This window comes from Pseudomonas sp. TE6288 (genome assembly GCF_054062095.1).
In genome coordinates this window covers 43,567-57,008 of sequence record NZ_JBSSEW010000018.1, presented here as the reverse complement: position 1 = coordinate 57,008, position 13,442 = coordinate 43,567, and the positions used below count along the sequence as shown (strand labels likewise).

Annotated in this window: 14 protein-coding genes; 8 read left to right on the top strand and 6 right to left on the bottom strand. The window is 63.2% G+C overall.

All coding sequences use genetic code 11. From position 1 onward, the window contains the following. Nucleotides 1–102: 102 nt before the first annotated feature. The 3 genes from ACVWY1_RS19660 (at nt 103) to gdhA (ending at nt 3,997) form a co-directional block, all read left to right on the top strand. A complete protein-coding gene (locus ACVWY1_RS19660; RefSeq protein ID WP_102683870.1) occupies nt 103–495 on the top strand; it encodes a hypothetical protein in 393 nt (130 codons plus the stop codon). 203 nt (nt 496–698) lie between these two features. Then, nucleotides 699–2,366, top strand: coding sequence for an energy-dependent translational throttle protein EttA (ettA, locus tag ACVWY1_RS19655; protein ID WP_038707327.1), 1,668 nt, complete (start codon nt 699–701; stop codon nt 2,364–2,366). Between the two features lie 290 nt (nt 2,367–2,656). After that, nucleotides 2,657–3,997, top strand: a complete 1,341-nt coding sequence (gdhA, locus tag ACVWY1_RS19650) for an NADP-specific glutamate dehydrogenase (RefSeq protein WP_102683869.1) — start codon at nt 2,657–2,659, stop codon at nt 3,995–3,997. Between the two features lie 56 nt (nt 3,998–4,053). Here the strand turns inward: gdhA and ACVWY1_RS19645 are convergent, their stop codons facing one another. The 4 genes from ACVWY1_RS19645 to ACVWY1_RS19630 all read right to left on the bottom strand — a co-directional run bounded on the left by ACVWY1_RS19645 (nt 4,054) and on the right by ACVWY1_RS19630 (nt 7,505). Continuing rightward, nucleotides 4,054–4,548, bottom strand: a complete 495-nt coding sequence (locus tag ACVWY1_RS19645; protein ID WP_102683868.1) for a GreA/GreB family elongation factor — start codon at nt 4,546–4,548, stop codon at nt 4,054–4,056. 68 nt (nt 4,549–4,616) lie between these two features. Beyond that, complete coding sequence (locus ACVWY1_RS19640) at nt 4,617–4,970, bottom strand: hypothetical protein (protein WP_457378662.1); 354 nt, start codon at nt 4,968–4,970, stop codon at nt 4,617–4,619. Between the two features lie 115 nt (nt 4,971–5,085). Further along, entirely contained in the window at nt 5,086–6,939 is a 1,854-nt protein-coding gene (locus tag ACVWY1_RS19635; RefSeq protein ID WP_457378661.1) for an Lnb N-terminal periplasmic domain-containing protein, read from the bottom strand. A gap of 77 nt (nt 6,940–7,016) precedes the next feature. Beyond that, nucleotides 7,017–7,505 (bottom strand): DUF3015 domain-containing protein, encoded by a 489-nt coding sequence (locus ACVWY1_RS19630; RefSeq protein WP_023630569.1) that lies wholly within the window; start codon nt 7,503–7,505, stop codon nt 7,017–7,019. A 254-nt stretch (nt 7,506–7,759) separates the two neighbouring features. On the opposite strand from ACVWY1_RS19630, the gene ACVWY1_RS19625 reads away from it, so the two are divergent. The 5 genes from ACVWY1_RS19625 to ACVWY1_RS19605 all read left to right on the top strand — a co-directional run bounded on the left by ACVWY1_RS19625 (nt 7,760) and on the right by ACVWY1_RS19605 (nt 12,505). Beyond that, complete coding sequence (locus ACVWY1_RS19625; protein ID WP_102683864.1) at nt 7,760–10,198, top strand: Lon protease family protein; 2,439 nt, start codon at nt 7,760–7,762, stop codon at nt 10,196–10,198. Between the two features lie 163 nt (nt 10,199–10,361). Further along, nucleotides 10,362–10,700: a PA4575 family protein gene (locus ACVWY1_RS19620; protein WP_023631147.1), complete on the top strand. Its 339-nt coding sequence runs from the start codon at nt 10,362–10,364 to the stop codon at nt 10,698–10,700. A gap of 180 nt (nt 10,701–10,880) precedes the next feature. Beyond that, complete coding sequence (locus ACVWY1_RS19615) at nt 10,881–11,369, top strand: TIGR00645 family protein (protein ID WP_023631146.1); 489 nt, start codon at nt 10,881–10,883, stop codon at nt 11,367–11,369. A 127-nt stretch (nt 11,370–11,496) separates the two neighbouring features. After that, on the top strand, nt 11,497–11,802 hold the full coding sequence (locus tag ACVWY1_RS19610; protein WP_457378660.1) for a DUF6482 family protein: 306 nt from the start codon (nt 11,497–11,499) through the stop codon (nt 11,800–11,802). 85 nt (nt 11,803–11,887) lie between these two features. Beyond that, the gene (locus ACVWY1_RS19605; protein WP_110702505.1) at nt 11,888–12,505 is read left to right on the top strand and encodes an FKBP-type peptidyl-prolyl cis-trans isomerase; all 618 of its coding nucleotides are present in this window, start codon (nt 11,888–11,890) and stop codon (nt 12,503–12,505) included. A gap of 127 nt (nt 12,506–12,632) precedes the next feature. On the opposite strand, the gene ACVWY1_RS19600 is transcribed toward ACVWY1_RS19605, so the two are convergent. Together ACVWY1_RS19600 and ACVWY1_RS19595 are read right to left on the bottom strand one after the other, a co-directional pair. Then, the gene (locus ACVWY1_RS19600; RefSeq protein WP_038707330.1) at nt 12,633–12,878 is read right to left on the bottom strand and encodes a PA4570 family protein; all 246 of its coding nucleotides are present in this window, start codon (nt 12,876–12,878) and stop codon (nt 12,633–12,635) included. A 151-nt stretch (nt 12,879–13,029) separates the two neighbouring features. Continuing rightward, nucleotides 13,030–13,371 (bottom strand): zinc ribbon domain-containing protein YjdM, encoded by a 342-nt coding sequence (locus tag ACVWY1_RS19595; protein ID WP_046857186.1) that lies wholly within the window; start codon nt 13,369–13,371, stop codon nt 13,030–13,032. Nucleotides 13,372–13,442 lie beyond the last annotated feature (71 nt).

Sequence of the window (13,442 nt, the reverse complement as noted above, 5' to 3'; positions counted from 1 at the left end):
TCCGATGCCGGGCGGCAGTTGGTCATGCCGGTTCGGCAAGTCCCTGCAACCTGTGCGAGAATGCCGCCCGCTTCATAGTCAACGCATCGGAGATGTACGGTTTTGGTTACCCACTATTCCACCAATGGCCTCGATTCCGCCTGCGGGCGTAGCAGTGAGACGCTGGTCAGCACTGCCGTGGCCGAGGACGTATCCTGCAAGACCTGCCAGCGCTCGCTGGCCAAGCCGGATGCGGCTGCCGCCAGTGCCAACAAGACGCCGTCGCTGGCCGAGTTGCGCAAATCGGCCAAGGCTGCCGCCGAGCCGGTCGCACAGGTTGCCGCTCAACCCACTGCCAAGCCCACTGCCGCGCCTGCCAAGGCCGTGAGCAAGCCGGCTGGCAAACCTGCCCGCAGTGGCGGCTTCAGCGTCAAGTCCGCCTGGGCCGCGCGCCTGGCCGAGCAGTCGGACCGTTGCCGCCTGCCACGTGGCAAGGCCAGGCAGTCGCACGTCTGAGCCCGCGCCAAGCCCGCCCCACCCGTGCCGGCGTGGGCGCGGGCTTGCCCCGCGAAGGCCGCCGAGCGGTCCCGCCATCTACCTCATCTGTGCAACGCCGCGACTTGGCGTAGAATGGCCCACTTTGTTCAATGACCCCGTAATCACATCCCCTGGCCAATGCCGGGGCGCGTGTCTTTACCTATCTGATAGAGGGCTTGGTTTTGGCTCAATACGTCTACACCATGCATCGGCTGAGCAAGGTCGTGCCGCCGAAGCGGGAAATTCTCAAGAACATTTCCCTGTCGTTCTTCCCGGGCGCCAAGATCGGCGTGCTGGGCCTGAACGGCGCGGGTAAATCGACCCTGCTGCGGATCATGGCGGGCGTCGACAAGGAATTCGACGGCGAAGCCCGTCCGATGCCCGACATCAACGTCGGCTACCTGCCCCAGGAGCCGCAGCTGGACCCGAGCAAGACCGTGCGTGAAGTGGTCGAGGAAGCGGTCAGCGTGATCAAGGACGCCCAGGCTCGCCTGGACGAGGTCTACGCCGCCTACGCCGACCCGGATGCCGACTTCGACAAGCTGGCCGCCGAACAGGCCAAGCTCGAGGCCATCCTGCAGGCCGCCGACGGCCACAACCTCGAGCGCCAGCTGGACGTCGCCGCCGATGCCCTGCGCCTGCCGGCCTGGGAGGCGAAGATCGAGCACCTGTCCGGTGGCGAGAAGCGCCGCGTGGCCCTGTGCCGCCTGCTGCTGTCGGCCCCCGACATGCTGCTGCTGGACGAACCGACCAACCACCTGGATGCTGACTCGGTAGCCTGGCTGGAGCGCTTCCTGCACGACTTCCCCGGCACCGTGGTGGCGATCACCCACGACCGTTACTTCCTCGACAACGTCGCCGGCTGGATCCTCGAGCTGGACCGCGGCGCCGGCATCCCGTACGAAGGCAACTATTCGGGCTGGCTGGAAGCCAAGTCGGACCGTCTGGCGCAGGAATCCAAGCAGCAGAGCGCCCACGAGAAGGCCATGAAAGAGGAACTGGAGTGGGTGCGCAAAGGCGCCAAGGCCCGCCAGTCCAAGTCAAAGGCCCGTCTGCAGCGCTTCGAAGAGATGCAGTCGCAGGAATTCCAGAAGCGCAGCGAGACCAACGAGATCTACATCCCGGCAGGTCCGCGCCTGGGCGACAAGGTCATCGAGTTCAAGAACGTCACCAAGGGCTACGGTGATCGCGTGCTGATCGACAACCTGTCGTTCGCCATGCCCAAGGGCGCCATCGTTGGCGTGATCGGTGGTAACGGTGCCGGTAAATCGACCCTGTTCCGCATGCTGATGGGCAAGGAGCAGCCGGACTCGGGCAGCATCGAGATCGGTGAAACCGTGCAGCTGGCCTGCGTCGACCAGAGCCGCGAGGACCTGGACGGCAGCAAGACCGTGTTCCAGCAGATCTCCGACGGCTCCGACCAGATCCGCATCGGCAGCTACGAGATCCCGTCGCGCACCTACGTCGGCCGCTTCAACTTCAAGGGCGGCGACCAGCAGAAGTTCGTCAAGGACCTCTCCGGTGGTGAGCGTGGCCGCCTGCACCTGGCCCTGACCCTGAAGGAGGGCGGTAACGTCCTGCTGCTCGACGAACCGTCCAACGACCTCGACGTCGAAACCCTGCGTTCGCTGGAGGAAGCCCTGCTGGACTTCCCGGGCGCCGCCATCGTGATTTCCCACGACCGTTGGTTCCTGGACCGTGTGGCCACTCACATCCTGGCGTACGAAGATGACTCCAGCGTGGTGTTCTTCGAAGGCAACTACACCGAGTACGAAGCCGATCGCAAGAAGCGCCTGGGCGATGCTGCTGCCCAGCCGCACCGCGTGCGTCACAAGAAACTGGCCCAGTAAGCCGGTTTTCGCTGCACAACGATGGGGCCCTCAGGGGCCCCATTTTTGTGCCCGGCGTACAGACACTGGGATGGCTGGCGTGGGAGCGGGCTTGCCCCGCGGTTGCTGCGTTACAGGAAAGCAGGGAGCAAGTGCGCGTTCACGAGTACAGCGGAAAACTTGTATACAGTTATAGAAAACGCACCAATTAATTTCATAAAAACGACATTGCGCCCTGTTCCAGTGCGATTGGTTCTTGGTACATTCCCGAAAAAACCAAAAACAATCCCTCTCTTGGTGAGATGTCTACCATGATCGAATCTGTCGACGATTTCCTGGCCCGACTGCAACAACGCGACCCGGCCCAGCCCGAATTCCACCAGGCCGTGGAGGAGGTGCTGCGCAGCCTGTGGCCTTTCCTAGAAGCCAACCCTCACTACCTGCAGGCAGGCATTCTCGAACGCATGGTCGAACCCGAGCGCGCCGTGCTGTTCCGTGTGTCGTGGGTCGACGACCAGGGCAAGGTCCAGGTCAACCGCGGCTACCGTATCCAGATGAGCAGCGCCATCGGCCCGTACAAGGGCGGCCTGCGCTTCCACCCGTCGGTCAACCTGGGCGTGCTCAAGTTCCTGGCCTTCGAGCAGGTGTTCAAGAACTCGCTGACCTCGCTGCCCATGGGCGGCGGCAAAGGCGGCTCGGACTTCGACCCGAAGGGCAAGAGCGACGCCGAAGTGATGCGCTTCTGCCAGGCGTTCATGAGCGAGCTGTACCGCCACATTGGCGCCGACCTGGATGTGCCAGCGGGTGACATCGGCGTCGGTGCCCGCGAGATCGGCTTCCTGTTCGGCCAGTACAAGCGCCTGGCCAACCAGTTCACTTCGGTGCTGACCGGCAAGGGCATGACCTATGGCGGCAGCCTGATCCGCCCGGAGGCCACCGGCTACGGCTGCGTGTACTTCGCCGAAGAGATGCTCAAGCGCCGCGACCAGCGCATCGACGGTCGTCGCGTGGCGATCTCAGGTTCCGGTAACGTCGCCCAGTACGCAGCGCGCAAGGTCATGGACCTGGGCGGCAAGGTGATCTCGCTGTCCGATTCCGAAGGCACGCTGTACGCCGAAGCCGGCCTGACCGACGCCCAGTGGGAGGCCGTGATGGAGCTGAAGAACGTCAAGCGCGGCCGCATCAGCGAGCTGGCCGAGCAGTTCGGCCTGGAGTTCCGCAAAGGCCAGACACCCTGGAGCCTGGCATGCGATATCGCCCTGCCGTGCGCGACGCAGAACGAACTGGGCGCCGAAGACGCCCGTACCCTGTTGCGCAATGGCTGCATCTGCGTAGCCGAAGGGGCCAACATGCCGACCACCCTGGAGGCTGTGGATATCTTCATCGAGGCCGGCATTCTCTACGCGCCGGGCAAGGCGTCCAATGCCGGCGGCGTGGCCGTGTCTGGCCTGGAGATGTCGCAGAACGCCATGCGCCTGCTGTGGACGGCCGGGGAGGTGGACAGCAAGCTGCACCACATCATGCAGTCGATTCACCATGCCTGCGTGCACTATGGCGAAGAGGCCGATGGCAGCATCAACTACGTCAAGGGCGCCAACATCGCCGGCTTCGTCAAGGTAGCTGACGCGATGCTGGCCCAGGGCGTGGTCTGATTCGATAACTTGGGGCCGCTTCGCGCCGAAAGGGGCGCGAAGCGGCTGCGGTGATTTCAGCACTCACCCAGAATGGCCAGCACCTCGATCATCTGGTCCCCCGCCGGCCGTCGCCACAACACTTCATCTCCAGGCCCGGCCCCCAGAAGCGCCCGCCCCAGCGGCGAGCCCCAGTTGACCAACCCCTGGGCGGCATCGGCCTGATCCTCGCCCACCAGTTGCACCTGATGCTCCTGGTCATGCTCATCGACGAACCGCACCAGGCTGCCGATCTGCACTTTCTCTGTGGACGTTGCAGCAGGTACCACCTGCGCGCTCTGTACCCGGGCGGTGAAATAGCGCAGGTCACGCTCGGTATCGGCCAGCCGCTGCTTGTCGGTATCGCCCTCGGCCTGCAGCTCGGCGTGCAATGCATTGAGCGCGGCCACTCGCTGCTGCAACTGTGCCAGGCCGTTGGCGGTGACGTAGTTGGGCTGATCGCTGACCAGGCGCTCGACCGGCTGGCTGGCCTGGGCGGCGGCCTGGTCTTCATTGACGAATGCTCGGCTCATGGTTGGCCTCCTTGTGCTGGAGACCATGGTGGCAGGCTGCGGGTTTCAATAGTTGTCCGTTTGCGACGTCAATTGCGGCGATAGGCGCGTGCGGCGCCTTGATCCTTCTCTTGCTGCCAGTCGCGGTCACGCTCGTCCCAATAGCGTTCGCGATACTCGCGCAGGTCTTCGTTGGACTGCATGGCGTGGCACTGGCGAAAGCCGTCGTCCCAGCCGCTTTCGTACTGGCGGTTGTGCAGGTAGCGCGGGACATCCTTGCGAAAGTCCCCGGCCATCATCCCGGCGGCCTGGCGACCGCTGCTGCAACCGTCCTGAAAGCCGTCGGCGTAGGCGGGCGGGTAGCCCTGGTTGACCATCTGTTCATGGGGGGGTTCGCAACCCGCCAGCAGCAAGAAGCACAAGCCTAACCAGTACCGCGACATGACCACAGGACCCTCGGATTGATACCGCAAAGTCTAGGTCGGGAATTGTTGGCACGATGTCAAAACGCTGTCGAAGGATTGCACCGGGACTGGGACCGCAAAGCGGCCCAGGTGCTCAGTACTGATACCACTTCAACTCCAGCATCACCTCGTTCTGCGCCGTGGCCAGGTGGCTGAACTGTCGCGAGGCACTCAACCGCAAGCCCAGGTCGCGGCTGATCTCCCACTGCTGGTTCAGGCTCACGCTGCGCCGCACTTCGCCGTTGGTGAAATAATCACCCTTTGCCTCAAGCGTCAGGTTGCCCAGCGGGTTACGCCACAACAGCCCGCCGTTGAACCCGGCGGCGGGCGAGATGAATTCGGCGAAGTCGTTGTGATGCTCGACCCGCACCGTGCCCAGGGCAAAGCCCAGCAAGTCGTCACCCAGTTGCCAGGTGCCGCCGGCGCCGCCGTTGACATGGCTGACCAGCACCTCGTCGTCATGCTTGCCCGGCATGCGTTCCAGGCCACCGGCGACCTGCCACGACCAGGGCTTGAGCAGTTCGTTGCGCGGTGTCAGCGAGCGGATGGTGGCCAGGTCCAGGCGTTGTACCTGCCAGTCGTTGCCCTCGTATTGGCGCAGCTTGAGTTGCAGGATCTCGATCTGCGCGCCGAGGGGGAAACTGTCCATGTTGTCGTTGAGGTCGTGGTACGCCATGCGCAGGCCATACTCGGCGTAGGCGCGGTCCTCGCGGGTACCCACCCCCAGTTGCCAGGTGCGCGACTGGTGGCCGTCCTCCGGCAGGCCGGGCCGCTCGATCTGCAATGGCGGCGGCGGGTTGCGGTTGATCGCCCTGAGCAGTTCATAGCTGCGGCCGGCCTGGGCCGGATCACGTTCCTGGCCATTGGCGCGGTAGCGTTCCAGGCGATAGGCGGCATCCTGCACCAGCGCTTGGCGGTCGCGGGGCAGGGCGGTGAAAGAGGGGCTTTGCAACTGCGCGGTGTCGGCGCTGATGGCCAGCACCTGCTGCTTTTCCTCATGGTCCAGCGGCTCGGCACGGGCCAGCAGTTCACGCTCGCGGGACGGGCGGTAGCGCACGTCCGCCACCAGCCCGGACTGTTTCACCGCCTTCACGGTGTCGGTAGGGATGGCGGTCAGCGGGAACTGCGAGGTCAGGTCCAGGCTGGGGCGTGCCACCTGCAACAGCTCCAGCAGGCGATAGGAGCAGTTCTCGTCGAAGAAGAAATAGTCGAACTTGATCTGCTTGAGCTCCCACACATGCTCGACCATGCGCCCGGTCTCTTCGGGCGTCAGGTCCAGCTGGTACTCCCACAGGTCGCGGTTTTCCAGGCTGCGGTACTCGGACAGCTTTTCCTGGTAGGGCATCATCGCGAACAGCCCGGGATAGCCGCCCATCAGGCCTTTCCAGGCATAGAGGATGCTGTTGTCGCTGCCCTCGATGTAGGCGCCGAAGTTGATCGCGTAGCTCAGCAGCGTGGTGTCGTCACGCCGGGTATTGGACTGGTCGATGCGCAGCAGCGTATGGCCGAACATCGACGACGGGCTGTTGAGATAGGCCGCCGGGAAGATCAGCGCCGCGCTGTGCGGGTCGATCGACTTGTACCAGGTATCGAATTCCTGGCAGGCCGGGCTCGGCAGATCGGTGAGGGCCAGTTGTTCGCGCAGCCAGCGGGTCCGCGCGGGGAACACGCACTGGGCGTGCTTGTCGCCCAGGCTGGCCGGGGCATACAGCGCGGCGACCGTGGCCTGCAGCTCCTGATCCGGGTGGTGCGCGCCATCCTCGGCGAGAAAGAAGCGCGGGTCGTCCACATAGCTGCGCCAACCACCAAGCTTGGCAGTCTCGTAGTGTCCGATGGCGATCCAGTATGGCGTGGCCGCCAACTGCTGGACGCGGGCCGGGTCAAGCTGTGGGGTGGCATGAAGCGGTGCGCTGACAATCAGCGCCAGGGAAGCGAGGCGTTTGAGCATGTCGGGCAACTACATCCTGATGATGCCGAAGGTGAAGCGCCAAACCCGCCCCGGTACCGGGGCGGGAGGCGTGGTACTCAGGCCTCGGTGGCGTACTTGGCCAGTTGCGGATCGCTCTTGAGCACCGCCAGGGTGTTGGAGTGGACAGTCTCCGCAGTCACGTCGGCGCTGCTGAAGATCTGCTGGAAGTGCTCGTGGGTGACGGCGGCAAAATGCGCGCGGTCTTCAGGCGCCACACCGAGGACCACGGCGTAGGTAGTCAGGGCTTCGCCCTGGCCCTGGGCCATGTCTTCGGAGAGCTCGTTCATCATGCCGTTCATGGCGAACCAGGATTTGCCGCCATAGGTGAGTGCGGCCTTGGTCGAGCAGCCGTTGGTGCCCGAGGTCATGCCGAAGGTTGCGTTGCCGGAGGTGCCGTTGGTGGTGGAGGCCAGGAAGTGGGCCGGTGTGCCGCGCTGGCCCTCGAACAGCAGGTTGCCCCAGCCGCAGTTCGGGCCGCCTGGCGCTTCGGCCATGGCGTTGATCGAGACAGCGGCGAACAGAGTACCCAGAAGAATCCGTTTCATAGCGTTGTTCTCTTTCTCAAGTGACGTACCAATGGTCAGGGTTCTGGCAACGCGGTTGCCAGGGCGGGAGGATTTCCATCCCCCTGCGCAGCTTGGAGTTTAGGCACGATCCAAAGGTTGCGTTGTTTATTGCGAAAAATTGCTTGCGTGATTGCCTGGCTTGGGCTGTGACATAAAGTCCCACGGAGCCTTGCCGCTGCGCGCTGGCAGCGCCAGAATGCCTTTCATCCGCCCCGCCGAAGTAAGGAAACCCAATGCCCGATCCTGTCGCCTCGCGCCTGCGTCTCGCGCCAGAAGCCCTGACCCGGCGTTTCTCCGCTGAACAGTTTGCTTTTTCCAATACCGACGATCTGGAGCCGTTTCGTGGTGTGCTGGGCCAGGAGCGTGCCGTCGAGGCCCTGCAGTTCGGCGTGGCGATGCCGCGCCCCGGTTACAACGTGTATGTGATGGGCGAGCCCGGCACAGGCCGGTTCTCCTTCGTCAAGCGTTACCTCAAGGCCGAGGGCAAGCGCCAGCACACCCCGGCTGACTGGCTGTACGTCAACAACTTCGAGGACTCCCGCGAGCCACGCGCGCTGGAACTTCCGGCTGGCAGCGCCCAGGCGTTCCTCGCCGACATGAACGGCCTGATCGACAACCTGTTGGCCACGTTCCCGGCGGTGTTCGAGCACCCTTCCTACCAGCAGAAGAAGAGCGCCATCGACCGCGCCTTCAACCAGCGCTATGACCGGGCGCTGGACGTGATCGAGCGTGCCTCGTTGGAGAAGGACGTGGCGCTGTACCGCGACAGCAGCAATGTCGCCTTTACCCCCATGGCCGATGGCAAGGCGCTGGACGAAGCCGAATTCGCCCAACTGCCTGAGGAGTTGCGCGAGCGCTTCCACGAAGACATTGCCGAGCTAGAGGAGCGCCTGAACGAAGAACTCTCCAGCCTGCCGCAATGGAAACGTGAATCGAACAACCAGTTGCGCCAGCTTAACGAGGAGACCATCACCCTCGCCCTGCAGCCGCTGCTGGCGCCGCTGTCGGAAAAGTACGCGGAAAACGCCGCGGTGTGCGCCTACCTGCAATCGCTGCAATTGAACCTGCTGCGCACCGTGGTCGAGCAACTGGTCGATGACAGCAAGACCGACGCGGTGGCGCGCAAGATGCTAGAGGAGCAGTACGCGCCCAACCTGGTGGTCGGCCACCCGGGCAAAGGTGGAGCTCCGGTGGTGTTCGAGCCGCATCCGACCTACGACAACCTGTTCGGTCGCATCGAATACAGCACCGACCAGGGGGCGCTGTACACCTCCTATCGCCAGCTTCGCGCCGGTGCGTTGCACCGCGCCAATGGCGGCTTCCTGATTCTTGAAGCCGAGAAGATGCTCGGCGAGCCCTTTGTCTGGGATGCGCTCAAGCGTGCCTTGCAGTCGCGCAAACTGAAGATGGAGTCGCCGCTGGGTGAACTGGGCCGTGTCGCCACCGTGAGCCTGACGCCGCAGGTGATCCCGCTCAGCGTCAAGCTGGTGATCATCGGCTCGCGCCAGCTGTACTACGCGCTGCAGGACCATGACCCGGATTTCCAGGAGATGTTCCGGGTGCTGGTGGACTTCGATGAAGACATGCCCATGGTCGACGAGAACCTGGAGCAGTTCGCCCAGTTGCTGCGCACCCGCACCAACGAGGAAGGCATGGCGCCGCTGACCAGCGATGCGGTGGCGCGCCTGGCCACCTACAGTGCTCGCCTGGCCGAGAACCAGTCGCGCTTGTCGGCGCGTATTGGCGACCTGTTCCAGTTGGTCAGCGAGGCCGACTTCATCCGCCAGCTGGCCAGCGAGAGCATGACCGACGCCGGCCACATCGAGCGGGCGCTCAAGGCCAAGGCCCAGCGCACCGGACGGGTGTCGCAGCGGGTGCTCGACGACATGCTCGCCGGGATCATCCTGATCGATACCGAAGGTGCGGCAATCGGCAAGTGCAACGGCTTGACCGTGCTCGAGGTCGGAGATTCGGCGTTCGGCATGCCGGCGCGCATCTCTGCCACCGTCTACCCGGGCGGCAGCGGCATCGTCGACATCGAGCGCGAGGTCAACCTGGGGCAGCCGATCCACTCCAAGGGTGTGATGATCCTCACCGGCTACCTGGGCAGCCGCTATGCCCAGGAATTCCCCCTGGCGATCTCTGCGAGCATCGCGTTGGAGCAATCCTACGGCTACGTCGATGGTGACAGCGCCTCGCTGGGGGAGGCGTGCACGCTGATCTCGGCGTTGTCGCGCACCCCGCTCAAGCAGTGTTTCGCCATTACCGGTTCGATCAACCAGTTTGGCGAGGTGCAGGCGGTCGGTGGGGTCAACGAGAAGATCGAAGGCTTCTTCCGTCTTTGCGAAGCCCGTGGCCTGACCGGTGAGCAAGGGGTGATCATCCCGCGTGCCAACGTCGCCACGCTGATGCTCGATGAGCGGGTGGTGCAGGCGGTCGAGGCCGGTCGCTTCCATGTCTATGCCGTAAGCCAGGCCGACGAAGCCTTGAGCCTGCTGGTTGGCGAGGAGGCTGGTGAGATGGATGACAAGGGCGAGTTCGCCGAGGGCAGTGTCAACGCCCGAGTGGTCGAGCGCCTGCGGGTGATTGCCGAAATGATCAGCGAGGAAGAAATCAAGGAAGCCGAGAAAGAGCGCCTGGAGGAGGTTATCGCCCAGGCCAAGCCCGCTTAAGTCAATAAACTGGCGCTGGAGGCGAAGTGCTACCGTTCAGCGCCAGTTTTCCAACTTTCGCCTCGGCTCGGCTACAGTGGAACTTAAGGACGTTGTCAGGGTTCAGGATGGAAACAGCCTGATGGTTTCAGGCTGAACAGGGCTTTACAGAGGGGACGCCGCCATGCGCAACCTCAGCCTCACCCGCCAGTGCCTGGGCCTGGTGACCCGCATCGAATGCAGCATCCGTCCGCTGGCCGGGGACAATGGCATGTGGACCTTGCTGTTCGCCGCCGGCATGGCCGGTGAACAACCCTCGGCGATCAAGGCCCAGGGCCCTTTCCATGGGCCGATGGTGGCCGAATCGGTGATGAACGCCATCGTCGACAGCCTTACCCTTCATGGCTATCAGGTCGCTGAAGATCCGCAGATCTGGTGCCTGCACCTGCAGGCGCAGTTGCGTCGGATCAATGGTGAACGTTGCCGGAACCTTGGGGATTATCAGTTCCATCCCGAAACCTGATCCTATGATCTCATTGCCCGCAAGCTGCCACACACTTGACCTGTGTGAGCCGGCTTGCCGGCGATAGGGTATCGAGGATGTATCGGGCCTGCGGCAACTGACCGCAGGCTTTTGCTGTCACAGGTGGCTGGATATACTCGCGCTCGCTTTTCCAGTCACCTCACGAGTCCCCTACTGTCCATGGAACGTATCCTCGAAAACGCGATGTATGCCTCGCGCTGGCTGCTCGCCCCGATCTACTTCGGCCTCTCGCTGGGCCTGCTGGCACTGGCCTTGAAGTTCTTCCAGGAAATCATCCATGTCCTGCCCAATGTCTTCACCCTCGCCGAAGCCGACCTGATCCTGGTGATCCTGTCACTGATCGACATGTCGCTGGTTGGCGGCCTGCTGGTGATGGTGATGATCTCCGGCTACGAGAACTTCGTCTCGCAGTTGGACATTGACGAGAGCAAGGAAAAGCTCAACTGGCTGGGCAAGATGGATTCCTCGTCGTTGAAGATGAAGGTCGCCGCGTCGATTGTCGCCATTTCCTCGATCCACCTGCTGCGGGTGTTCATGGATGCGCAGAACATCTCCACCGACTACCTGATGTGGTACGTGATCATCCACATGACCTTCGTCATTTCGGCATTCGTCATGGGTTACCTGGATCGCATCACCAAGCACTGATCGTCTGCTCTCATCGCGGGCTAGCCCCGCGATGCTTTTCAGCTCCTGACGGATGGTGGCTTGTACTTTTAGCAGGTCTGTACAAAAAATGAGCACTCATGCGTGGTTCCCGCAGCGAGGTGCGCCCATGAACCTGCATCAGCTCAATACCGAGGCCAGGGCTGGCCATGTCGACGAACTCAACCTGGTCGCCATCGAAGGCGGTGATTACCTGCTCGAGGCCCGGGTCAAGGGCCGCGCCCACCCACTCGACGACCCGCGTGGTCAACGCTTGCGCGTGCATTCGGTCGAGGATGCGCGCCTGCTTCTGCAATCGATCCCCCTGCTGTCGCTGAACCTGGTGCACTGGTCCGTGCAGGACGAGATGTGCGGCATGGGCACGCACCCGGAAGAAGACCTCAAAGTCCCGATTTCCCAGCGTTCGGCCTGGTAGCTGCTTCGCGCGGCGCCAGTGTGCTAGGCTGCTCGCCCTTTTCATCAGGGCGCGGATGCAGTGCGCCCTCAAGCGGAGCACGCCAATGTCCGAACTCATCCTGTCCACCGACGAATCCCGCGTCAGCTACGGCATCGGCCGTCAGCTGGGTGGCCAGCTGCGCGACAACCCGCCACCGGGCGTCAACCTGGACGCCATCGTCGCCGGCCTGACCGACGCCTTCAACGGCGCCGACAGCCGCGTCAGCGAAGAAGACCTGTCGGCGGCCTTCAAGGTCATCCGTGAAGTGATGCAGGCCGAAGCTGCTGCCAAGGCCGAAGCCGCCGCTGCCGCCGGCAAGGAATTCCTGGCTGACAATGCCAAGCGTGAAGGCATCGTGACCCTGGCCTCGGGCCTGCAGTACGAAGTGCTGACCGCAGGCGACGGCGCCAAGCCGTCCCGCGAAGACAACGTGCGTACTCACTACCACGGCACCCTGATCGACGGCACCGTGTTCGACAGCTCCTACGATCGTGGCCAGCCTGCCGAATTCCCGGTTGGCGGTGTGATTGCCGGCTGGACCGAGGCCCTGCAACTGATGAATGCCGGCAGCAAATGGCGCCTGTACGTGCCGAGCGAGCTGGCCTACGGCGCCCAGGGCGTCGGCAGCATCCCGCCGCACAGCACCCTGGTGTTCGACGTCGAGCTGCTCGACGTTCTGTAACACCTTCGGGGCCGCTCTGCGGCCTATTCGCGGGCAAGCCCGCTCCCACAGGAACAGCACAAGACCTTAGGTCGTTGCGATCAGTGTGGGAGCCGGCTTGCCGGCGATGGGGGCAGGCCTGCTAAATTCAGTTCCAATCCGTTCCCCCCGGGCGCAATGCCCGCGCATAGCAAAACAGGAACAGGTTCCTCACCAGCTCCTTGAGCACTCCTGGCTCACTCGAATTCAGCCCCATGAGGTCCAGGTCGCCCTGGTCGCGCAGTTCATCGAGCGCGTCTTCCTCGAGCACGGCGCAGACTTCGCCAGTCTCGCGATGCAGGATACGCAGGTAAGGGTGGGGGCGGTCGAGCCAGGCGTCGATCAGATAGGTCATGGCTACTCTCCTTGGATAGCGGTTCCAATGAGAATAATTCTTATTATCAAAATAGCAAGAGACTATTGGAAGAATTCTTCCGAATGGTCCCCGCGATCCTGTTGCAGGATCTGTCAGGGCCGCCCGTTGGGCAGCCCCGAAGGGCAGGCGATCAGACCTTGCGCACGAACTCGGACTTGAGTTTCATCGCGCCGATACCGTCGATCTTGCAGTCGATGTCGTGGTCGCCGTCGCACAGACGGATGTTCTTGACCTTGGTGCCGACCTTGACCACCAGGGACGAACCCTTGACCTTGAGATCCTTGATCACGGTAACGGTGTCGCCGTCCTGCAGGACGTTGCCGACCGAATCCTTTTTCACCACGTCGTCGCTGGCGGCTTCGGCTTCGCCGTTGGCCGACCACTCGTGGGCGCATTCGGGGCAGATCAGTTGGGTGCCATCCTCATAGGTGTATTCGGAGTTGCATTGGGGGCAGGGTGGCAGAGTGCTCACGGCTTTTCCTTTCAAGTACAGGCGGGTAAAGGCGCACATTGTATAGGGTTTAGTGATTTCCTGCACAAAAG

Coding starts and splice junctions, on each gene's coding strand:
- gdhA (WP_102683869.1), top strand. CDS start 2,657: ATGATCGAATCTGTCGACGATTTCCTGGCCCGACTGCAACAACGCGAC.
- ACVWY1_RS19645 (WP_102683868.1), bottom strand. CDS start 4,548: ATGAGCCGAGCATTCGTCAATGAAGACCAGGCCGCCGCCCAGGCCAGC.
- ACVWY1_RS19640 (WP_457378662.1), bottom strand. CDS start 4,970: ATGTCGCGGTACTGGTTAGGCTTGTGCTTCTTGCTGCTGGCGGGTTGC.
- ACVWY1_RS19635 (WP_457378661.1), bottom strand. CDS start 6,939: ATGCTCAAACGCCTCGCTTCCCTGGCGCTGATTGTCAGCGCACCGCTT.
- ACVWY1_RS19630 (WP_023630569.1), bottom strand. CDS start 7,505: ATGAAACGGATTCTTCTGGGTACTCTGTTCGCCGCTGTCTCGATCAAC.
- ACVWY1_RS19625 (WP_102683864.1), top strand. CDS start 7,760: ATGCCCGATCCTGTCGCCTCGCGCCTGCGTCTCGCGCCAGAAGCCCTG.
- ACVWY1_RS19620 (WP_023631147.1), top strand. CDS start 10,362: ATGCGCAACCTCAGCCTCACCCGCCAGTGCCTGGGCCTGGTGACCCGC.
- ACVWY1_RS19615 (WP_023631146.1), top strand. CDS start 10,881: ATGGAACGTATCCTCGAAAACGCGATGTATGCCTCGCGCTGGCTGCTC.
- ACVWY1_RS19610 (WP_457378660.1), top strand. CDS start 11,497: ATGAACCTGCATCAGCTCAATACCGAGGCCAGGGCTGGCCATGTCGAC.
- ACVWY1_RS19605 (WP_110702505.1), top strand. CDS start 11,888: ATGTCCGAACTCATCCTGTCCACCGACGAATCCCGCGTCAGCTACGGC.
- ACVWY1_RS19600 (WP_038707330.1), bottom strand. CDS start 12,878: ATGACCTATCTGATCGACGCCTGGCTCGACCGCCCCCACCCTTACCTG.